This window comes from Corynebacterium sp. KPL2838, from assembly GCF_040225455.1.
GTDB classification, from domain to species: Bacteria; Actinomycetota; Actinomycetes; order Mycobacteriales; family Mycobacteriaceae; genus Corynebacterium; species Corynebacterium rhinophilum.
Map to the genome: position 1 here is coordinate 47162 of NZ_JBEHFT010000001.1, position 21175 is coordinate 68336.

20 protein-coding genes are annotated in these 21175 nt (G+C 57.1%); 14 read left to right on the plus strand and 6 right to left on the minus strand.

The genetic code is table 11. The features are described 5' to 3' along the window. Window positions 1-47 precede the first annotated feature (47 nt). From qcrC to qcrB, 3 genes are read left to right on the plus strand one after another with little or no spacing between them, the layout of a single operon-like run. Window positions 48-935, plus strand: coding sequence for a cytochrome bc1 complex diheme cytochrome c subunit (gene qcrC / locus ABRP98_RS00225; RefSeq protein WP_284769491.1), 888 nt, complete (start codon window positions 48-50; stop codon window positions 933-935). After that, window positions 932-2152, plus strand: a complete 1221-nt coding sequence (gene qcrA / locus ABRP98_RS00230) for a cytochrome bc1 complex Rieske iron-sulfur subunit (protein WP_284852533.1) — start codon at window positions 932-934, stop codon at window positions 2150-2152. Before qcrC ends, qcrA begins: the two co-directional genes overlap by 4 nt. Then, a complete protein-coding gene (gene qcrB, locus ABRP98_RS00235) occupies window positions 2152-3774 on the plus strand; it encodes a cytochrome bc1 complex cytochrome b subunit (protein WP_284782419.1) in 1623 nt (540 codons plus the stop codon). Before qcrA ends, qcrB begins: the two co-directional genes overlap by 1 nt. A 610-nt stretch (window positions 3775-4384) precedes the next feature. Here qcrB and ABRP98_RS00240 read toward each other — a convergent pair. Then, entirely contained in the window at window positions 4385-4945 is a 561-nt protein-coding gene (locus ABRP98_RS00240) for a hypothetical protein (protein ID WP_349856975.1), read from the minus strand. A 1068-nt stretch (window positions 4946-6013) separates the two neighbouring features. Here ABRP98_RS00240 and ABRP98_RS00245 point away from each other — a divergent pair. The 6 genes from ABRP98_RS00245 to ABRP98_RS00270 all read left to right on the plus strand — a co-directional run bounded on the left by ABRP98_RS00245 (window position 6014) and on the right by ABRP98_RS00270 (window position 11804). Beyond that, window positions 6014-6643: a C40 family peptidase gene (locus tag ABRP98_RS00245; protein ID WP_284851948.1), complete on the plus strand. Its 630-nt coding sequence runs from the start codon at window positions 6014-6016 to the stop codon at window positions 6641-6643. A gap of 121 nt (window positions 6644-6764) precedes the next feature. Next, window positions 6765-7808: a C40 family peptidase gene (locus ABRP98_RS00250; RefSeq protein ID WP_349856976.1), complete on the plus strand. Its 1044-nt coding sequence runs from the start codon at window positions 6765-6767 to the stop codon at window positions 7806-7808. Further along, a complete protein-coding gene (locus ABRP98_RS00255; RefSeq protein ID WP_349856977.1) occupies window positions 7809-8912 on the plus strand; it encodes a glycosyltransferase family 4 protein in 1104 nt (367 codons plus the stop codon). Between the two features lie 38 nt (window positions 8913-8950). Next, on the plus strand, window positions 8951-9883 hold the full coding sequence (locus ABRP98_RS00260) for an ROK family protein (RefSeq protein ID WP_349856978.1): 933 nt from the start codon (window positions 8951-8953) through the stop codon (window positions 9881-9883). 23 nt (window positions 9884-9906) lie between these two features. Further along, window positions 9907-10647 carry a lysophospholipid acyltransferase family protein gene (locus tag ABRP98_RS00265; protein WP_284769499.1) on the plus strand — a complete coding sequence of 247 codons (741 nt, stop codon included), beginning with the start codon at window positions 9907-9909 and terminating at the stop codon, window positions 10645-10647. 62 nt (window positions 10648-10709) lie between these two features. Next, a complete protein-coding gene (locus tag ABRP98_RS00270; protein ID WP_349856979.1) occupies window positions 10710-11804 on the plus strand; it encodes an acyltransferase family protein in 1095 nt (364 codons plus the stop codon). Here the strand turns inward: ABRP98_RS00270 and ABRP98_RS00275 are convergent. After that, window positions 11710-12897, minus strand: a complete 1188-nt coding sequence (locus ABRP98_RS00275; RefSeq protein ID WP_284769501.1) for a glycosyltransferase 87 family protein — start codon at window positions 12895-12897, stop codon at window positions 11710-11712. The two genes, ABRP98_RS00270 and ABRP98_RS00275, sit on opposite strands and share 95 nt — an antisense overlap. A gap of 75 nt (window positions 12898-12972) precedes the next feature. Here ABRP98_RS00275 and ABRP98_RS00280 point away from each other — a divergent pair, with 75 nt between their 5' ends. Together ABRP98_RS00280 and ABRP98_RS00285 are read left to right on the plus strand one after the other, a co-directional pair. Next, a complete protein-coding gene (locus ABRP98_RS00280; RefSeq protein WP_284784644.1) occupies window positions 12973-13482 on the plus strand; it encodes a polyadenylate-specific 3'-exoribonuclease AS in 510 nt (169 codons plus the stop codon). A gap of 44 nt (window positions 13483-13526) precedes the next feature. Next, window positions 13527-14915 (plus strand): class II 3-deoxy-7-phosphoheptulonate synthase, encoded by a 1389-nt coding sequence (locus ABRP98_RS00285; protein WP_284769502.1) that lies wholly within the window; start codon window positions 13527-13529, stop codon window positions 14913-14915. Between the two features lie 6 nt (window positions 14916-14921). On the opposite strand, the gene ABRP98_RS00290 is transcribed toward ABRP98_RS00285, so the two are convergent. Beyond that, window positions 14922-16256, minus strand: a complete 1335-nt coding sequence (locus ABRP98_RS00290) for a serine/threonine-protein kinase (protein WP_349856980.1) — start codon at window positions 16254-16256, stop codon at window positions 14922-14924. A 9-nt stretch (window positions 16257-16265) separates the two neighbouring features. Between ABRP98_RS00290 and ABRP98_RS00295 the strand changes: the two genes are divergently transcribed. Then, window positions 16266-16670, plus strand: coding sequence for an Rv2175c family DNA-binding protein (locus ABRP98_RS00295; RefSeq protein WP_005278391.1), 405 nt, complete (start codon window positions 16266-16268; stop codon window positions 16668-16670). Here the strand turns inward: ABRP98_RS00295 and ABRP98_RS00300 are convergent. Genes ABRP98_RS00300 through ABRP98_RS00310 form a run of 3 tightly spaced genes read right to left on the minus strand, consistent with a single transcriptional unit; the run spans window position 16639 to window position 19856 of the window. Next, window positions 16639-18162: an alpha-(1->6)-mannopyranosyltransferase A gene (locus ABRP98_RS00300; protein ID WP_349856981.1), complete on the minus strand. Its 1524-nt coding sequence runs from the start codon at window positions 18160-18162 to the stop codon at window positions 16639-16641. The genes ABRP98_RS00295 and ABRP98_RS00300 overlap by 32 nt on opposite strands. 8 nt (window positions 18163-18170) lie before the next feature. Continuing rightward, window positions 18171-19250, minus strand: a complete 1080-nt coding sequence (locus tag ABRP98_RS00305; RefSeq protein ID WP_284819310.1) for a polyprenyl synthetase family protein — start codon at window positions 19248-19250, stop codon at window positions 18171-18173. A 51-nt stretch (window positions 19251-19301) separates the two neighbouring features. Next, a complete protein-coding gene (locus tag ABRP98_RS00310; RefSeq protein WP_284783553.1) occupies window positions 19302-19856 on the minus strand; it encodes a GNAT family N-acetyltransferase in 555 nt (184 codons plus the stop codon). 234 nt (window positions 19857-20090) lie between these two features. Between ABRP98_RS00310 and ABRP98_RS00315 the strand changes: the two genes are divergently transcribed. Together ABRP98_RS00315 and ABRP98_RS00320 are read left to right on the plus strand one after the other, a co-directional pair. Further along, window positions 20091-20534 (plus strand): SAV_6107 family HEPN domain-containing protein, encoded by a 444-nt coding sequence (locus ABRP98_RS00315; RefSeq protein ID WP_284783552.1) that lies wholly within the window; start codon window positions 20091-20093, stop codon window positions 20532-20534. A 119-nt stretch (window positions 20535-20653) separates the two neighbouring features. Next, window positions 20654-21055, plus strand: coding sequence for a DUF3040 domain-containing protein (locus tag ABRP98_RS00320; protein WP_284769508.1), 402 nt, complete (start codon window positions 20654-20656; stop codon window positions 21053-21055). Window positions 21056-21175 lie beyond the last annotated feature (120 nt).

A 21175-nucleotide genomic window follows, 5' to 3' on the forward strand; every position in this document is an offset into this window, starting at 1 on the left:
ACCTCTCCCCAAAACAGTCCTCCCGTGTTCGAGTTATCTAAAGGAAAATGATGGATAACAATTCGCAGTCCGAGGCAGTGGAGCAGACCACTGCCACGGCTAAGAAGACCCGCCGTCGCCGCAAGGCGAAGCGCACCCTCGCAGGTGGTTTCGCTTTGGCCATCGGTTTGACCGGCGCTGGCGTCTTGGCCTCTGCCTTGACACCTGACGCTCAGGTCGCTACCGCGGAAAAAGATGACCAAGCCCTCGTTCAAGAGGGTAAGGACATCTATGACACCGCTTGTATCACTTGCCACGGTGCCAATCTGCAGGGCATCGAAGACCGTGGCCCCTCTCTCGTAGGTATCGGTGCCGGCTCGGTGTACTTCCAGGTTCACTCCGGCCGTATGCCGATGATGTCCAACGATGCTCAGGCAGAGCGCAAGGCTCCGCGTTACACCGAGCAGCAGACCTTGGCGCTGGCCGCTTATGTTGCAGCTAACGGTGGCGGCGCGGACATCGTCTACAACGACGATGGAAGCATCGCCCAGGAATCCCTTCGTGGCGCTAACTACAACGGCCAGATTCAGGCCGAAGACGTTGCTAAGGGTTCCGAGCTGTTCCGCATGAACTGTGCATCTTGCCACAACTTCACCGGCCAGGGTGGCGCACTTTCCTCCGGTAAATACGCTCCTGAGCTCGCACCTGCTAACGAGCAGGAGATCTACCAGGCAATGTTGACCGGTCCGCAGAACATGCCGAAGTTCTCTGACCGCCAGCTGACTGCAGACGAAAAGAAGGACATCATCGCCTACTTGAAGTCAGCAGAAGAGACTCCGTCTCCAGCCGGTTGGGACCTTGGAGGTCTCGGCCCAGTAGCTGAAGGCCTGGCAATGTGGATTATTGGTATCAGCGCCCTGTGCGCCGCTGCTATGTGGATTGGATCGCGCTCATGAGCAATGTGAAAAAGAATTACACTGACGCAGAGCTCGATAAGATGAGCAATGATGAACTTGCTGCACTTGGTACCGAGCTCGATGATGTCACCGTAGCGTTCCGTAAGGAGCGCTTCCCGGTTGAAGGTGACCCCGCAGAAAAGCGCGCGGGGCGCAACGTCGCCATTTGGCTGGCAATCTCCGTTATCGGCGGCTTGGGCTTCTTGGGCGTTTACCTCTTCTGGCCTTGGCAGTACAAGCAGCTAGGGGAGGACGGCCTTGTATGGCACACTCTCTACACCCCGCTGCTTGGTATTACCGCCGCACTGTCCATTTTTGGACTCGGCTTTGCCATCGTGCAGTACGTCAAGAAGATTCTGCCGGAAGAGATTTCAGTGCAGCGTCGCCACGATGGTCCTTCGGAAGAAGTTGACCGTCGTACTCTTACCGCTCTCTTGAACGACTCGTGGAAGACCTCCACGCTCGGTCGCCGCAAGACTATCCAGGGTCTTCTCGGTGGAGCCGGTGTGCTCTTCGGCTTGACGGTTATCGCACCGCTCGCTGGCGCAATCCGCAACCCATGGAAGGTACGTCACGAGCTGAACTACGCCGGTGACGGCACGCTGTGGACCTCCGGTTGGACGTTGCACGAGGAGGGCGTCAAGCTTTACCTCGCGCGTGATACCGGTACCATTGCTGAGAAGCACTCCGGTGAGTCCGGCGAGCACTACACCACCGAAGGTGTTACCCGCCTCGTGCGCGTTCGCCCAGAGGACTTGGCCGCCGGCGGCATGGAGACCGTCTTCCCGCTTGCGGAAGAAGACGTTAACGACGGTGATCAATACGACGCCAAGCGCGACGTATACGAAAACCACATGCACTCCATCCATGGCAACCGCAATGCGGTGATGTTGATTCGTCTGCGCCACTCCGATGCGCAGAAGGCAATCGAGCGTGAGGGACAGGAAGACTTCCACCACGGCGATTACTACGCCTACTCCAAGATTTGTACTCACATTGGTTGCCCAACTTCGTTGTACGAGGCACAAACCAACCGAATCCTGTGCCCCTGCCACCAGTCGCAGTTCGACGCTTTGCACTACGGTAAGCCGGTCTTCGGCCCAGCTGCCCGTGCTTTGCCACAGCTGCCTATCACGGTGGACGATGAGGGCTACCTTGTTGCAGAGGGCAACTTCATTGAGCCTGTCGGTCCGGCATTCTGGGAGCGTAAGTCATAATGAGCAATAAACTCGCCCAAATGGGCAACAACATGGACGAGCGCTACAGCGCCGCCGGCGTGCTTAGGACGCAGCTGAACAAGGTCTTTCCGACCCACTGGTCCTTCATGCTCGGTGAGATGGCGCTGTACAGCTTCATCATTCTTCTACTAACCGGTACATACCTGGCGCTTTTCTTTGACCCTTCTATTACGAAGGTCATCTATGACGGCACCTACGCACCGCTTAACGGTGTTGAGATGTCGCGCGCCTACGCAACGGCCCTTGATATTTCCTTCGAGGTACGCGGCGGCCTCTTTGTCCGCCAGATGCACCACTGGGCAGCACTACTGTTCATGATGTCGATGGTTGCGCACATGCTGCGCATCTTCTTCACCGGTGCTTTCCGCCGCCCGCGCGAAGCCAACTGGATTATTGGTTGCACCCTTATCCTGCTGGGCATGATCGAGGGCTTCCTCGGTTACTCCCTGCCGGATGACCTGCTTTCCGGTGTCGGTCTGCGCATTATGTCCGCCATCATCCTGGGTCTGCCGATTATCGGTACCTGGCTGCACTGGGCCATCTTCAACGGCGACTTCCCGTCCGACTTGATGCTGGACCGCTTCTACATCCTCCACGTTCTGGTCATCCCAGGCATCATCTTGGGCCTTATCGCAGCCCACTTGATCATGGTTTGGTTCCAGAAGCACACCCAGTTCCCTGGACCGGGTCGTGCAGAGAACAACGTCGTCGGTGTCCGCATTATGCCGGTCTTCGCAACTAAGGCCATTGGTATGGGCATGATGGTTGCTGGTGTGCTGGCTCTTATGTCCGGTGTGCTGACCATTAACGCCATCTGGTTGCTTGGTCCGTACAACCCCTCCCAGGTTTCTGCAGGTTCCCAGCCCGACATCTACATGCTCTGGACAGACGGTGTGGCTCGTGTCATGCCAGCTTGGGAGCTGTACTTGGGCAACTACACGATTCCTTCCGCGTTCTGGGTAGCCCTGTTGTGTGGCCTGATGGTCGTATTGCTTATCACCTACCCGTTCTTGGAGAAGAAGTTCACTGGAGACGATGCGCACCACAACCTTCTGCAGCGTCCGCGTGACGTTCCTACCCGCTCCGCAATTGGTGCAGCAGCAATCGTGTTCTTCTTGCTGGTCACCTTGTCCGGTGGTAACGACCACGTTGCGCACTTCTTCCAGATTTCGCTGAATGCGATGACTTGGGTGGGCCGTATCGGCCTGATCATCTTGCCGCCGATTGCCTACTTCATGACCTACCGCATTTGCGTTGGTCTCCAGCGTTCTGACCGCGAGGTGCTTGAGCACGGTATCGCTACCGGTGTTATCAAGCAGCTGCCTAACGGCGCCTTCATTGAGGTCCACCAGCCTCTGGGCCCCGTTGACGAGCACGGCCACGCAGTACCGCTTGAGTACGCAGGCGCTCAGGTGCCGAAGCAACTTAACCACCTTGGTTACGCCGACTCCGAAATCCAGGGCACCTTCAGCCCGGATGATCCGGAACTCATGCGCCGCGTTCACGAGATTCACGAGGAGAACCACGAGGAGGAAGCGGAGATGTTCCGCCGCCTCAACGAGGCCAACCGTCGTGATGACGAGGAAAACGGCCGCATCTAGCCTCTCCTTGGGTTAGCTCGATACACGCTCACTAAATAAGCCCGCTGTCCGCCTGAAATTGGGCGAACAGCGGGCTTGTTTGTTTTTGAATGTATTGATTGCTGCGGGCGGTTCTGTTGTCTAGATTCTCTACCTCAAGCACTCCTTTAAGCGTCTAGTGCTTGTTTGTTGGACGAGGAAACCTCGCACAATGTTGTTTTAGGAAGCGAAGAGTATTTCGTCGGCTACTGGATCTCTATCGCGAGAATAGAAGTAGTGTCAGCGCTTGTAAAAGGGCTACCGAGCTCATCCCTAGTAGGCCTTTGCATAAAGGCAGGGTAATTCGGGTCCAAGGCGCATAGTCGATGCTCTCGACACCAAACGAAAGAACTGCCTGGCGAAACTAGAGTCGTCAGGCAGTATTCAAAAGTGTCAGCGAGATTGGCGCCTTAGTCCGATACGATTGTAGGGATGTAGTGTCGGCCTATATCCCATACGAAGGGGGCCTTTTTACCTCGTTAGGGGATCGAAGAAAATAACTCTCAACGATCAACGGACTATTTCAATGTCTTAGTCCAAATATTGCTCGATGAGAAGGCAACGAGCAACAATCGATTTTTCGAAGTTCTGTTTAAAAGAGCTGGAAAGAACTGTCGCAAACTTTCCAGTCTCCATCTTCCTTCTTCAACTCGATTTCGCTGGTATTGAAATAGTTTGCAAAATCTTCGTTATCTGAAGTTACATAAGCTTCATCATCTGACGAGGAATCAGACTCTTCTAGATCTTTAAGCGCATCGTCCTTTTTGTCTTTTAGCTCCTTGAGTTCTTCTTCACTTGGAACATCAGAGGGATTCAAGCTTTGGACTGTCGCAACAACTTCATCTGGGGATACTGGGTTCCGCTGCTCTTTGCAGAGATAATCTGTCTGGAATTCATTAGCTTGATCTACCCACTCGTGTGCCGATTCTTCGGCCTTTTTGCTGTCGCCAGATTGGTGTTGCTCAGCAGCTTCCAATAGGTTTGTGTGAACTTCCATTTGCTCGTCAGCGGCATTCTTAAGAGCCTTTTCTGGCCCCCCAGAGGAGCCGCAGCCAGTGATTGCTAGCGAAGTGGCCAGTAAGACGCTTCCTAAGGTAAGCGTTCTACGCATTTTCTTCTCCAATTCTTTAAAGTAAACGGTGTATCGAGCCATGGCTCTCCGGTCACGGCAGCACGGTGTATTTGAAATTTCAGCTGAAATTCAGTATCAGGACAGCCAATTTTCAGCCTAACAAATTGAGCCTGTAGGCACCTCTGCACTGTGGGATATTTGATGCGCCGTTTATGGTGACGAATGCAGTGGTGCAACCGAAGAATTGAGGCAGCGTGTAGTCATAGCAGTCGTCGCGTAAGTGCCACCAACGCGACTGGAGTGACCGTCGAGTTTGTTGCAAGCGCATACGGGGGTGACAGGGGCTGGTGCTGGTATTGACGCTGGATGGTTCGTTTTGATGGATGAAAAAGCTGCAGAATTTCCGGGCATAGTAGGCAGACCCACGCGGCACAGAGGGCGAATTTTCTACACAAGCCAAGGAAAGCAACTTTGTCGCCGGACCTACGGCATATAGGGGTTGTTCCGATGTTGCGCGTTGAAGGGGCGGGCATAGACGAGCAGCAACTGGTCTTGTATAGCGAGAAGGGGCCTGGAGCTCAGTTTGGGATCCACATATTCCAAGTAATGTTAGCCAGTTGCGGATTGCGGTTAAATATTTTTTGAATGGCTAGGGTCTGTTAAAGAATTAGTCTGTTGACACGGAAGGGGCCGAACCAAAAGACGTGTGAGGAACCTCACATATAACTTTTTTGGCACTCTTTATTTGGGGTTCGAGGAGTGGATTGCCGGTTGCGGAGTGCGTGACTTTCGGCTATTTCTGCAGTGTATGGCCAGTAAAATTCAGTAATAGCTTTATTGGATGTTCGTTATGGCGTGTTTGTCTCGGCTTGGTCAAAATAAGATAACGAACGTGTAACGAAGCCGGATCCGGGGTCGTGAATGGACATTGATTGTGATGATTTCGTAACCTATTTGAGACATTGAGTTACCGCCCGAAAAGGTGCTCAATAGGAAATGAAAATTTAAAGCGTCGCATCTGGCTCCTCCTACTGAGGGGCCGAGTGGAGGAAGGCCTAAAGGAACGGTCCTCCAATGAACACTAGGCCCTAGGGTCAGAGCTTTTCTACAAGGAAAAGTAGACGCGTAGGAAGATTTGGAGTTTTTCTCGTGGCAAAGCACCGTCGTCAGGGCACTGTAAATACCCGTCGTATCGCATCTACTGCAGCCATCGCTGCAACCGCAGCTGTCGCCGCCCCAGGCGTCGCTCAGGCTGCCGAGGTCGTTGTTCCTAATACCGACTACCGTTTCGAGGTTGCCGGTCTGGAAAACGTCCCGAACATTGACCAGGTCCCAAACATTGACAAGTATGTCCCGTCTTTGGGCCAGGTTTCCAACCAGGGTGGCGACAGCTTCGTCGCTGCTGCAGAGCAGCAGGCTGCTCCGGCACCATCCACCGTTGGTCAGAAGGCTCTGGAAGCTGCACGCTCCGTCCTCGGCTCGCCGTACGTTTACGGCGCTGCTGGCCCAAACGCTTTCGACTGCTCCGGCTTGACCAGCTGGGCTTACTCCCAGGCTGGCGTTCAGATTCCGCGTACCTCCCAGGCTCAGGCCGCGGGCGGTACCCCTGTTTCCCTGGACCAGCTCCAGCCTGGTGACATCATTTCCTACTACGGTGGCGCTTCCCACGTCGGCATCTACACCGGCAACGGCACCATCATCGACGCGCTTAACTCCGGCACCCCGGTGCAGGAGCGCGACTTGAACTACATGCCGATTAACAACGCTGTGCGCTTCTAATTGGCAGTGAAATGACATGCCCTTCCCTTTGTGAAAGAGGGAAGGGTTTTGTTGTGCAACGGCGGCTAAAACCCGCTATAGTAAATTCGATTTTTGAAAATTTTGAGTTGAAGGTCTTCTTGTGTCTAAACGTGTGCTCCCAGCCGCTGCATTAACCGCAGTCCTCGCTGTCACTTCTCTTTCTGGCCTCCCGCAAGTTATCGCGCAGGAGGCGGAACCGAACCAAGAATCTGCTTCTGAAAACGTCGACGATCTGGTGAATCGCGTCGGAGAGGTCGCTCGTAAGGTCTCTGCGAAGAATGAGGAAGTCAAAGAGCTAGAAGATAGGCTCGCGGCCAAGGAAGAAGAGGTCGCTCAAGCGGAGCAAGACTCCGCAGAGGCCCAAAAACGCGTACATGACGCGCAGGGCGATGTCTCTACGCAGCAAGGCCGCGTGGACGATTTGGCACAGTCCCGCTACCGTGGAGACTCCCGTTCCGCCGTTTCGGGCGCTCTGGCTGCAGAAGACCCAGCAGACGCCGTAGAACGCATGGGATATTTGGGTGCGCTTTCCCGCAAGGCGCAACGCACCCTCGATGCAAAGGCAGATGCCGCCTCAATGGCTGAAGCGGTTCAGCAAGAAGCCGCTGACGCTGCGAAAAAGGTGCGCGAGGAAAAGAAGAACCTCGAAAAGCAGCGCGATGAGCTGGTAAAGCAAAAGGATGCGCTGGAAAAGCAGCAGGCGGACATCGAAGCTCAGGTGGATGCGCTGAGCGATGAGCAGCGCGAAGCTTGGGAAGGGCAATTCGGCGGCACGGATAAGCTGGATTTCGACCTGGGAGAGATCGCTGATGGCGCTAGCTCTGCGGCTCTGTCCAAGCTGGGTTCGCCCTATGGCTGGGGTTCTGCCGGCCCGAACCAGTTCGACTGCTCTGGTCTGATGTACTGGGCATACCAGCAAATTGGGAAGACCATTCCGCGTACCTCGCAAGCACAAATTGCAGGTGGCACCTCCGTGCCGGTTGATCAGCTGCAGCCTGGCGATATCGTGGGCTACTACCCAGGAGTTACCCACGTCGGAATGTACATTGGCAACGGCCAGGTAGTACACGCCTCGACCTATGGCGTGCCGGTTCAGGTCGTGCCGCTCAACTCGATGCCTATTTCGGGGACTGCACGATTCTAAGTGGCCCGCATACTGCTGGTAACGAATGACTTTCCTCCCAAAGTCGGTGGAATCCAGTCCTACCTGCGGGACTACCTTGAAGCGCTTGACCCAGACGATGTCGTAGTATTCGCTTCAACCCAAGAGCCGCCTGAGGACTATGACGCCTCTGTTGCCTATAAAGTCATTCGGTGGCCGTACCGCGTGATGCTGCCCACCCTCGCAACCACGCGCCGCATGCAGGAGATCATCCGGCAGGAAGGCATTGACGTCGTGTGGTTTGGTGCGGCGGCACCGTTGGCGCTGATGGGCAAGGCTGCGCGGCGGGCGGGGGCGCGCCGCGTGGTGGCAACGACGCATGGCCACGAGGTGGGCTGGTCTATGGTTCCACTTGCCCGGCAATGTCTGCGGTTGATTGGCAATAACGCCGACGTCATTACATATATCTCGGATTACACTCTGCGGCGCCTGTGCGGGCCTCTTGGCCCGCACCCAGAGTGGGCTCACCTGCCCTCTGGAGTCAGCCTAGATTCGCTTTCTCCCGCAACCCCTGCCCAGCGCACGGCCGCGAAGGCGGAGTTCGGAGTGACCGGACCTACCATCGTCTGCATTTCCCGTTTAGTCCCGCGCAAGGGGCAAGACCAATTATTGCGGGCGATGCCGCAGGTCAGAGAAGAATTCCCGGATGCTCAGTTGATGCTGATTGGGCGCGGGCGTTATCACGATGCGTTGCAAGAATTGGCGGAGCTTTATTGCCCCGATGCGGTGATTCAGCCGGCTCCCAGCATCGAAACTGCGCTTCATGCCGCGGATATTTTTGCCATGCCGGCGCGCACTCGCGGCGGAGGCTTGGACGTAGAAGGCTTGGGCATTGTTTACCTAGAGGCACAGGCCTGCGGGGTCCCGGTCGTCGCTGGTGATTCTGGGGGAGCGCCGGAGACTATTACGGAGGAGACGGGGATCGTCGTCAAGGGCACATCTGTTGATGAGCTCGTGGCTGCCTTGAAGGCGCTCTTGCGCTCGCCGGAAATGCGTACTCGTATGGGGCAGGCGGGACGCAGGCACGTCGAAAAGCACTGGAGCTGGGAGATTATGGGGCAGCGGCTGAGAAAGCTTATGGCTTGATGTGACCCTGGCCCGGTTGTCGGTATATTCTGATATCCATGCTTGAAAACAACTCCGCCGATCTTACTATCGGCTTCGATGTCGGTGGCACCAATGTGCGCGGTGGAGTAATTACTCGAGACGGGGACATCCTCGCGAGTCGCACCATGCCAACCTCGGGCGACCCGCGCCAACTTGATGATGACCTAGTAGCAATTGTTGAGGAGCTGCGCGCAGACTATCCCGTGGGTGCGGTGGGCCTTGCTGTTGCGGGATTTTTGGATCCAGAGTGTGAGACCGTCCGCTTCGCCCCGCATCTTCCGTGGCGGAATGCACCCGTCCGGAAAAACCTTGCGGAGCGCTTGGGGCTGCATGTCCGGTTGGAGCATGATGCCAACTCCGCTGCTTGGGGAGAATGGCGCTTTGGCGCGGGGCGCGGTGCGAAGGATTGGGTATTTTTTGCGGTCGGCACCGGCATTGGCGCTACCTTGATGACCCACGACACCATCTACCGCGGCGCGTTTGGAACTGCTCCGGAATTTGGTCATATCGTTGTGGTTCCCAATGGCAGGCAGTGCTCGTGTGGCAAACGGGGCTGCTTGGAGCGCTATGCGTCTGGCACGGCCCTGCCGGATACCGCGCGCGAACTGCGCCCAAACTATGAGACCTCCTTGCCGCCGTATCCCACCGGTGAGCAGGTTGCACGCGCGGCACGTGGGGGAGACCCACTTGGTATTGCGGTAATGGAGAACTTTGGGCAGTGGTTGGGCCAAGGCCTATCCATCGTGGCTGATGTGCTTGATCCGGAGCTCATAGTCATTGGCGGCGGCGTGTCCCAAGATGCGGATATGTACTTAGAGGAAGCCACCGCTGCCATGGGCCGGGATATAGTCGGCGCTGGGCATCGCCCCCTTGCTCGCGTTGCAACCGCGGAATTGGGCTCGGCAGCAGGTATGATTGGCGTAGCTGACCTGGCCCGCCGCGGCCACTAGAATGAGCGAAGGACGAGCTGGAGATGAAAAACAAATGGTACTGGGCGTTTAAGCACATCTTTTTCGGGCCCGCCCTGCGTGTATGGAACCGCCCTTGGTCAGAAGGGATGGAAAAAATCCCTGCTGAGGGGCCCGCGATTTTGGTGTCCAACCACCAAGCGGTGATGGATTCCTTCTTCTTCCCCCTGCTGTGCCCGCGCCAAATTACTTTTTTGGCCAAGGCGGAGTATTTCACCACCCCCGGCCTCGTGGGCGGCATGCAGAAGTGGTTCTTTAGCTCCGTCGGGCAAGTTCCCATTGAGCGGGATCATGAATCAGCGGGGGAGGCTATGCTCGAGACCGCGCGGAAGATTTTGGGGCGCGGTGATCTCTTTGGTATCTACCCAGAGGGAACGCGGTCCCCAGATGGGCGTGTATACAAGGGGCGTACCGGGATGGGGCGCATTGCCATGGAGACCAATCAGCCGGTCTATCCCGTTGTTATGATCAATTCCCGCAAGGCTAACCCAATCGGCTCGTGGATTGTCCGTCCCGCCAAGGTGGGGATGCGCGTGGGAGATCCCATTTACCCGCACGATTGGGCGCGCGAGCACGGCATGGATCCGCAGCAGCACGAGACCATTCGCGCGTTCACGGACATGGTCATGGGGACACTAGCCGAGCTCTCCGGCAATCCCTATGTGGATGTCTATGCGGCTGATGTAAAGGAATCATTAAAGGCCGGCCACGGATACCCCGCCGGTGCGGAGATCAAAGGGAGGTAATTGCAATTCCTCAGGCCCGCTTAGCGTGGCCGGATACCGCAAAAGGAATTTCTATCATCGGCGTGGTGCTCCTACACATCACGCTGAAGGTGCCAGGAGCCGAACAAACGTGGCTCGCAACTCTCAATACCTTTCTCGACCCCCTGCGCCTTCCCCTGTTCTTTCTGGTCTCCGGCTACTTCTCTTTTAAAGTCTTTCGTTATAGTTTCGCGGAGTTATTTACCCGCCGGCTCTGGTTTTTCCTCATCCCATATTTGGTGTGGATGTCCGTAGAGCATATGACCAAACAACTGGAATACCAGTGGGTTTTCGGTGACTCTTCCATGGGTATGGCCGAAATGCTGGAAAATCTTTTCCTTGGCCATACGATGGCGTGGTTTATCCACGCGCTCATTTTGTTCAATTTATTTTTGTGGTGTGTGCGTGCTTTACCGGCGTGGGCAGGAATTGGCCTGAGCTTTACTCCCGTGCTTTTTATTGCGTGGCAGGAACAGTTTCAGTTTATTGGCAAGGCCATTATGTTCCTTCCCATCTTTGTAGGCGCCGCCTATCTTCGCGAGCCAATCACGCGTTTTGCCGCTGCGGCAGAAGAGATATTCCGCGGCTCGTGGAGCACGCGCAGTGCTGGAGCGTATGCTTCAGCCATCGGCGCTTATTGTGCAGGCCTGGCCCTGCGCCACGTGTGGGATGGCAACGATGCTGATGTTGCTTTTAACTGGCCCCTGCTGGGCGCGGACTTTTTAGGTTGGGGAGATGTCAACTTATTAGTGCGCCTCGTGGAACAGGCACTGGAGGTGCCGGCGGGCATTATCGGCGCCGTGCTCATTAGCCACATTCCGTGGATTGCAGAAGGCGTGAAGTTTGTCGGGCGGCACACGCTACCGATTTATTTGTCGCACCCTATTGGCTTGACCGTGGGCTACGGGTACTACATGGTGCATCACGATTATGTCGTGTCTTTGGCGGGCGAGTGGCCGCTGGAAAACACGTGGTTCTGGATCGGTATGTGCTTTATCTTTACAGCCATTTCTTCGCTGGCACTGTGGGCGCTGGGGAAGGTCCCTATCCTTGGCTGGACACTGGTTCCGCCGCGGATCGGTAGGCGCCGCCCCGCCGTAGAGCCAATGGTAGCGAACAAGCAACCAACAACACGGTAATGATGACGTAGTCATTGCCAACGATGTGCTGCCACCACGTCCAGTCCAGTTCTTGGTCTTCGGTATGCGGAACTTTCCAGTGGCCGCGGGCAAATAACGCCAGCCAAGTGAGTGCCGCTAGGATCCAGCGGCGGCTGGCAACCAAGTAGACGCCCGCTAATACCAACCAGGTGAAGTGGTGCGACCACGATACGGGGGAGCACAGCAGCGACACAGACGCCGCCAGCAACATAAGCACGACCTGATTGCCGTGGGAAAGGCGCTCCATGGCAAACCACACAATTGCAATGACGACGATAACGCCAATGAGCCACAGAGTTTCAGCGTTATCGGGGCTAAGGCGGGTAAACAAGCCGCGCAAGGACTGGTTGGCGCTATAGGCTAGGCCGCCGATGCGCTCGGAATCCCGCAAGGTGGAGGTCCAATACTCAATCGAGCTATGCGGATTGGCGGCGAAGGCTATGAGGCCAGCGGCTACGAAGGATCCCAGGGTGGTAAAGAAGGCCTTCCATTCGCGGCGGACGAAGAAGACGGCCAAAAAGACGGCGGGAGTGAGCTTGATAGCAATGGCGATGCCGGTCAGGATGCCACGGGCCTTTTTCACCCACAGCAAATCAATGACCACGAGTGCGGTCAGCAGGATATTGATCTGACCAAAACTAAAGGTCTGCGTAATCGGCTCGGCCAGCATGGCGGCAAAAAGCCCCCAAGCCGCCCATTCCTGGCAGTTGAGGGAGCGCAATACCAGCGCAATGCACACCCACAATGCGAGTACGGAGAGGACCGTGACTACCACGGCGGCAGCGGTGAGGGGGACCCACTGCAGCGGGGCGAAGAGCAGGGCCGCAAACGGTGGGTAGGTAAAAGGCAGGGAAAAGTTGCGGTCAGTGCCTACGAAATAGTCACGATCATAAAGATCACTGCCGAAACCTGCCCCGCCTTCGCGGTAAACATCGAGGTCAATGTGGTAAAAGGCACGAAGCTCGCCCGAGAATAACGCAGGAATATCGATAATCCACCACAGCGCCGCGAGCGCAGACAGGATTAGGGGGAGGGCGGTGGTCCACAGGGCTTTATTATCGGTTCTGCTCACCCGCAAAATTTTACAGTGACGCGATCGTGGGGCCAATTTCCCGCGCCCATCGCCGCAGCGCTAGGCTTGGGAAACGTGCGTTACTTCTATGACACCGAATTTATCGAGGATGGCAAGACCATTGAATTGGTCTCCATCGGCATCGTCGGTGAAAACGGAAGTGAATATTATGCCGTATCCACGGATTTTGACCCGTCTAAGGCCAATTCTTGGGTCAAGGAAAACGTGTTGGCTAAGCTGCCCAGCCCCCAGGATTCTGCATGGAAGCCGGCGCGCACCATCCGCACGGAAATCCTGGAGTTTCTCACACGCAGCTCTACGCCCATTGAATTATGGGCTTGGGTCGGCGCGTATGACCACGTGGTCTTGGCGCAGCTGTGGGGCGATATGGCGAGCTTGCCCAAGCGCCTGCCGCGCTATACCCGCGAGTTGAAGCAGCTGTGGGAGTTCGCCGGCCGCCCCAGCTTGCCGGCCGTGCCTAAGGGCAATCACGATGCGCTTGTCGATGCCCGCCATAACCTCGCCAAATTCCGCGCCTGCACCGAGGTCTTGCCCTTGTCCAAGGGGAATAGAATCAATTTCTAGCAGTTAACTACCAATCGACAGGCAGTAAATGGTTAAATGGAAGAGTGAGTTGGACAGTAGATATTCCGCAAAGTGTTCTGCCTGATCTTCCACCATTGCCAGAGGGCATTGAGGAGGTCTTCCAGGACGTCATCAAGCGTGACGCAAAGCAACAGCCTAGTTGGGATCCCACCCAAGCCGATAACGTGCGCAAGATTCTCGAGTCGGTGCCGCCCATCGTGGTTGCCCCGGAGATTGAGAAGCTGAAGCGGCAGCTTGCCGATGTCGCACTAGGAAACGCTTTCCTCCTGCAAGGCGGCGATTGCGCCGAGACCTTTGAATCTAATACCGAACCGCATATTCGCGGCAACGTCAAAACCTTACTGCAGATGGCCGTCGTTTTGACCTATGGTGCTTCCGTTCCAGTGGTGAAGCTGGGACGCATTGCTGGGCAGTATGCGAAGCCGCGTTCTTCGGATACGGACGCGAATGGCTTGTTGAATTACCGTGGGGACATTGTCAATGGCGTGGAACCCACCGATGAGGATCGCCGTCATGACCCGGCACGCATGATCCGCGCCTACGCTAACTCTTCCGCGGCCATGAACTTGGTACGCTCTTTGACCTCCTCCGGCACCGCTGACCTGTACCGCCTGCACGAATGGAACCGGGAGTTCGTCCGTAAATCGCGCGCCGGTGCCCGCTACCAGGATCTGGCCCGCGAGATTGAAAACGGCCTGAAATTCATGAATGCCTGCGGCGTGCAGGATTCCACCTTGCACTCGGCGGATATTTACTGTTCGCACGAGGCGCTGTTGAAGGATTACGAGCGTTCCATGCTGCGCTTGGGCCAAGATGATAATGGTGATACCAAGCTTTATGACCTGTCCGCGCACCAAGTGTGGATTGGTGAGCGCACGCGTGGTCTGGATGACTTCCACGTCAACTTCGCCGCCATGATCGGCAACCCGGTGGGCATTAAGCTCGGACCTGGCGCCACGCCTGAGCAGGCCGTGGAATATGCCGAAAAGTTGGATCCCAACCGCGAGCCCGGCCGCTTGACCATCATCTCCCGTATGGGGCACGACAAGGTCCGCAGCGTGTTGCCACCCATCATCAAGGCCGTCGAAGATTCCGGACATACCGTGGTGTGGCAGTCCGACCCCATGCACGGCAATACCTTTACCTCGTCCAACGGGTACAAGACCCGCCACTTTGACAAAATCGTCGACGAGGTGCAGGGCTTCTTCGAGGTACACCGCGATTTGGGCACCCACCCGGGTGGCGTGCACCTCGAGTTCACCGGCGAAGATGTCACGGAATGTCTCGGCGGCGCCGAGGACATCACCGACCTAGATCTGCCGGGCCGCTATGAATCCGCCGTCGATCCGCGCCTGAACACGCAACAGTCCCTCGAGCTTTCCTTCCTCATCGCAGAGATGCTGCGGAACTAGCTGCCACTAGACCCAGAGGGACGGGGTTCCTTCGTAATAGGAGGAGCCAAACCACCACCCGCTGATAGCGACCGCACCGGTTGCCACCACCACTGCGAGGAGAAAGACCAGCAGTGATGCAGGATGGCGATTGGTTAGCGGCCGCTCAGCGGGTTCTTCTTCTGCCACCTGCGCGGGGGATTGTGCAGGAGAATGCGCTTCCCCCACGCCCGCAGCGGGCGCTGGTGCGGGGACAGGCGCCGAGGCCGGTGCTGGGGCGGGTGGCAGTGGCGGCTCCGAGGAGACCGATGCCTTGGGTACATCGAGGCGCGTTTCAAAGTCCGGCTGCTGCGGATCCGGCTCGGGAGGAATAACCTCGGTGGGCCCGCCGTCCAAGTGCTCGGTGGCGCCCTGCGGGATGGTCCGCGTGGGCTCAAATACATCCGTGGCGCCGATGCCGGAATAGTCAGTGGGTGTTTGTGCGGTGCGCGCGGCAGCGGCGTTGCGGGGGACCGGGATGGTGACCGTGGGCAGATCCAATTCCCGGCAAATATCCTCGAGGGCATCCAAAAATTCCCCGGCATCGGCAAAGCGCTCGCGGGGATCGCGGGCAGTGGCGGTGGCCACGAGGGCATCGACAAGCTTGGGCACGTCCTCACCATGCGTGGATGGGGCGGGAACATCCGCATATAGGCGCGCGGTGGCGTGCGCGATCGGGGTATCCCCGGAGAAGGGCACGGTTCCAGTCAAGAGTTCAAATAGCACAATACCGGCGGAATACACGTCGGTGGCGGGTGTTATATCCTCGCCGGTGACCTGTTCCGGCGCCAAATATGAGACGGTGCCGACGATCATATTCGAGGTTGCCTGCGCATTCCTCGCACGGACTAAGCCAAAATCGCCCAATTTCACCCGGTGATGCGAGGTAATGAGCACGTTATCGGGTTTAATATCGCGGTGGATAAGCCCTGTAGAGTGCACCTCGGTCAAGCCTTGGAGCACGCTGCGCAGGGTCGATAATGCGGCAGGGACGGTCAGCGGGCCGCCTTCGGCAAGCAGCTCGCGCAAGGTGCCGCCATCGATAAGCTCCATGATGAGGTAAATGGGCTCGCCATCGGCGGAAAAATCATGAATGGCCACGAGGTTGGGGTGTTGCAACCGCGCCATCGCGCGGGCCTCGCGGGAAAAGCGCTTGATAAAAACCGGGTCATCGTCATAGCGCTCATCCATGACCTTTGCGGCCACTTGGCGGCCCAAACGCATATCCACGCAGCGATAGACGGTAGACATACCGCCGCGGGCGATGGGGCGATCGATGCGGTAACGGTCTTCCAACACGTCACCAATTTCCAACCTAGTCATACTCCCAGTATGGCCGATCCACTAGGCCGCGTTAAAGTAGGTGGCGTGACTAATGCAGAAAATTCCCTGAATTCCTTATTGGCCGGCGAAGAGCTGCTCAGCATGCAGCAGGTGGCAGACAAGCTAGGTCTTCCCATCACGCGCGCCTATGACCTGCTCCAGGACCGCAAATTCATTGTCTGGGACTCGCCCGAAGGCAAGCGTGTGCCGCTGGCATTCTTCAATGACAAGGGGAGCATCGCCAAGCATGTCACCGGCGTTATTACCGTGCTTACCGATGGCGGCTATGACGACGAGGAAATCCTGCGCCACCTATTTACCGCAGATGACTCCCTGCCTGGCCGGCCCATTGACGCCTTGCACGGGCACCTGGCGCGCGAGGTTATTCGGCGGGCTCAGGCGTCTGCTTTTTAGCCCTGCGTGTGGGCAGTTGAGGGCCTTTGTGCCCAATGCCATCGAACATCCACTGCGTTGCGGACCAGGACACAACGATGAGGCCGATGACCCAGAACCAGTTATAGAGCTGGTGGTTGCCGTCGCCGGAAAAGCTCAAGCTGATAAATAACGCTACGCCAGAGGTAAACTTCAGCAGCCACAGCGGCGGGCGGAAGGTGCCCATGAGCGTGAAGATGGAGGCGTAGTACCACGGCAGGGTCACCGAGTTGAAGACGAAGGCAACCTGGTAGGCCGCCGCGGTTCCCATAATGGCATCGCGGACAGTATGTCGGCTTAGCCACCACACGATGACTAAGCCGATGAGCATGCATACCATCGCGATCGTGCGCAGGACGCCCAAGATGGCGTTATAGGAGGCGTCCGGATCAAAAATGTGGACCGCGGGAACGATGATGTCTGCGGCCAATGTTGGGCCTGCCAAGGGGTTAATCACCTTGGAGTTGCCGCTGACCTGGGAAAGCCACCCCCATGAGGTGCCGGAGCCCCAAGTAATAAGCGCTACCGTGGCGATGATTTCCACGGCCGCGATGACCCCTGAGCAGAAGAAGGCTACCGCCGTGCGCACCACGGTAGAACCCTTAGGCGCGTAGCGGTGCACCATGAGCCAGACGATGAAGGGGGCAGCGAAGATCGCGGTAGCCTTCATTGCCACCGCCGTACCGACTAACAGCAACGCTGCGTGGAAGCGCTGGTGCAGCGCGGCCAATAGCCCTAAGGACACGAGGCCAACCATGAGGGATTCATTGTGCATGCCACCGATAAGGTGCAAGATGATGACCGGGTTGGCAACGCCAATCCACAGCGCGACCGCCGGATCCGCGCCGAGCTTTCGGGCGATGCGCGGCACCGTCCACGCAATGAGGACAAAGCCTGATAGTGAAAGCAGCTTATAGATGATGATCCCGGCGGTGACGTTATCGCCCACGACGGTGGTGACGATTTTGCCAATCCACAGGTGCAGTGGCCCGTACGGGGTGGTGGTATTGCGCCAATCTTGCGAGACCTCCAGCAGGAAGGGCCCGGGGTTGATGGCGGCGCCCTCGGTATATGGGTCGAACCCGTCGCGCACCATGGCGCCCTGCATGAGGTAGGAATACACGTCCCTGGAAGCCATGGGACCGGCGAAAAGAAGCGGGGTGACCCATGCGATAAGGATGCGCTGTAACTCGCGTACCCCTCCCTCCGGGCGCGGGTGCTTAAGCTGCCGGCGAATAATCATGCGCCCGGCAAGCACCCAGGCGGCGGCGAGGAGGAAAATGCCCACCCAATACAGCACCAACCCGAGGTTGCGCCCGTGACCATACGATAAGAAGCCGATATTGAGCGCTTCGAGCACGCCGCCGCGATTGCGGGTCGAGCCGCCAGAAAAAGACGAAAAAAGAAGTATGCACGAGGCCACGAGGCCCAGCGGGAGCGCGCGGGGGACTGGCAAGGAGTAGGTTTTGGCCACAGTGATACCTACTTTTGTCGCGTCGTCGCCTGAATGGCTAGGTGCTCTAGTGTTTCCGTAATCTGCGGATCCACATGTGCCGCACGCAGATGAGCCAACCCGGATTCCGTCAACGCGGTAATGCGGCGCTCAATCTCATCGGGGGCGCCGGAATCCGCAATGATTTGGGATAGGCGCAGCAAGTCCTGCGGATCGGAGGTGCGGCCGATGAATTTCCGCAGGGTAGCGGCGGCGCTGGGATCGCGTTCATCGGCGCGCTGTAGCGCTAGGGCGAGAAGCTCCGTGCGCTTGCCTTCCCGTAGATCGTCCCCAGCGGGCTTGCCGGTGATCGCAGGATCCCCAAAAACTCCCAGTTGGTCATCGCGCAGCTGATAAGCAATGCCGATATCGTGCCCATAGCCGCGGAAAGCCGAGATTAACTCTTCGCTCGCGCCCGCGATGGCAGCGCCCAAATGCAGGGGCCGCTCGATGGTATAGGCGGCGGTTTTATAGCGATTGACGGAATTGCTCAGCGCCACGGATTCGGAACCGGCTGCCTCGAGGGAAATATCGAGCAACTGGCCGCCCAAAACCTCGGTGCGCATTCCACGCCAAGGCTCGCGTGCACGTTGCAACGCCTGCGGGCTAAGCCCGGAATCCTGAAACATATCCTCGGCATAGACCAGCGCAAAATCACCCACCAAGATGGCGACCGACGTGCCAAAGAATTCCGGGTCCCCTAAGAAATCAGATTCCCGGTGGAGGCGCTCTGCTTCCCGATGCACCGTTGGTTTCCCACGCCGGGTATTCGACGCGTCAATGATGTCATCGTGGATAAGTGCGCAGGCCTGGATAAACTCCAGCGAGGACGCCGCGCGCAGCATGGCCTCAGGGGATTCCGAGCCGCGGCCTGCGGCGAGGTAACCCGCCCACGCATACATGGGGCGCACCCTTTTTCCGCCATCGAGGACGAATGATTCCAAGAAGCTCATGGCGGTACTGACCGGGGCGCCGATCTCTGCCACGTGATCCCGGCGCTGATCCAAGAAGATGGCCAGTTTTTCGCGCACCGCGCCGGGGATATCCGCAAGCTCAGGAATATTCGTCATAGTCACACCTCCACACGATACCGCCTAGAGCCGAGAAGAAATAACGCAGGTTTATAGCGGCAGGCTCACTCCCAAAATGGCGAAGGGCCGGGGATCCGCGGGGTAGCGATGGTGACGCACGACATCAAAGAAGCCCACAGACCGGTAGAGGCGAAACGCCCCGTTGGCTTCCTGTGGCGCCTCCGGCGTTGATAATAAAGCATATTGGGCAGGGATATTCCACAGCAGCCCTTCTAGTAGCTGCCTGCCTAAACCGTGTCCTTGAAAGGCCGGTAGCACGTGTACTTCGGCCACTTCAAAGTAATTGCGCAGCATGCGCCATTCGGACTCCGTTGGGCCGCCATTGCGGCGCAGGGCTCGGCGCAGCTCGGAATCCCACCAGCTATCCGGTGATCCCAAAAATCCATATGCCACGCCCACGACGCCGTTGTCATGCGTGGCGATAAGCGCTGTAAACCCAGGGCGCATGGAATCCGCCCGCCAATGGTCAACACTGCGCGAAAACGTGACCGGGTCATATCCCATGGCCTCGATGTAAATCTCCACGAGCTGAGGAGACAACATTGAGAACTCTTGCGGGGTTAAGCGGCGGATTTCGAAACTCACGGTATCTATCTCACCAGATACGTGCGGCTACCGGCGGACGAGGGTGGGGTGGGGTTATTCCATCGAACATTAAAAACTATCGAACAATGTTCGATATGCAGGGAGATATGGCTGGTAAAACTCTTGAGTAATTCGAACATGTGACCTAGAATAGAAACTAGATGTCCAGTCGGCTGCTTAAAGTCAACGGCAGTCGAACACGGTTAGTTATTGGCGCACTACAGGAGAAAAACAATGGCACAGATTATTTCGGCAACGCAGTCCCGCACTACCGGTCGCTTCACTGGCAAGCAGGGTGCGAAGCGGGCGCACTTTTTATTTCAAGCCCGCGAGCTTTTAGATCAGGCGAGAAGCTACGCGGCGGAGGGTCGCTTTGATCAGGCGTTAGAGGTGGCCTATCAGTCTGCATTGCGTACGGCTGGCGCGCGGGTAGCGGTATCGGTGGTCTCTCGTCGCCGGCGCCTGCCAACGAGCGCGTGGGATCGCTTGGCTCTAATCGGGGCCGAAGAAAAGCAGTGGGCGGAGGCTTTCAAGTCCTATTCTCGCACTCGCGCCCGGGTTGCATCTGGCCTGGATGCAACTCCGGATGAGGAGTATGTCTACGGATTAATGCAGCAGGCAGCGCAGTTTTTAGATGAGAGTGAAGCCGAGACGATTCTGGGCTCTTTTGCGGCATAACCGCGGCATAATCACTGCTGAGAGGAATAACTACCTTTTGGGGAACATACTGGTTACTCTGGACGTTAGTATTGGTAGAAGATATATCGGCCGAAGCCCAGTCCCTAGTTGGAGGAAAAGTGTCTCTTTCTGAACAGGAGCAACGCACGCTCCGTGAAATAGAGGAATCGTTATTAGCGGACGATCCTAAATTTGGCGCTTCTGTGTCTGAATCTACCTCGATCGGCGGTTCCGGCGGCGCTTTTACCCTGCGTGGGGTTGCGCTCATCGTGGTTGGTCTGTGCATGCTCGTCGGCGGCGTGGCCTTGGCGCAGCAAAACTTGTGGTTTATTGCGCTGTCCATCGCCGGATTCCTTGTCATGTTTGCCTCTGGTGTGTGGATGCTTCGTGGCGACCAGCCCGCTAGCACAGGAAAGAAAAAGTCCACTAATGGGCGGGCAAAGAAGGCAGCGTCATCCCGTAGTAATGGAGTAGGCAGCAAGCTGGAAGAAAACTTCCGTCGGCGCTTTGAGGAGAGCTAACCGCGAACTTTTCATTTCCCCAGTCACCATAAAGGGTGGCTGGGGATTTTTTATGGCTCACCAAAATTTCCCACTTTGCCCCACCTTCTTACCAAAACTGCGGTGCGGTGGGAGATTGTG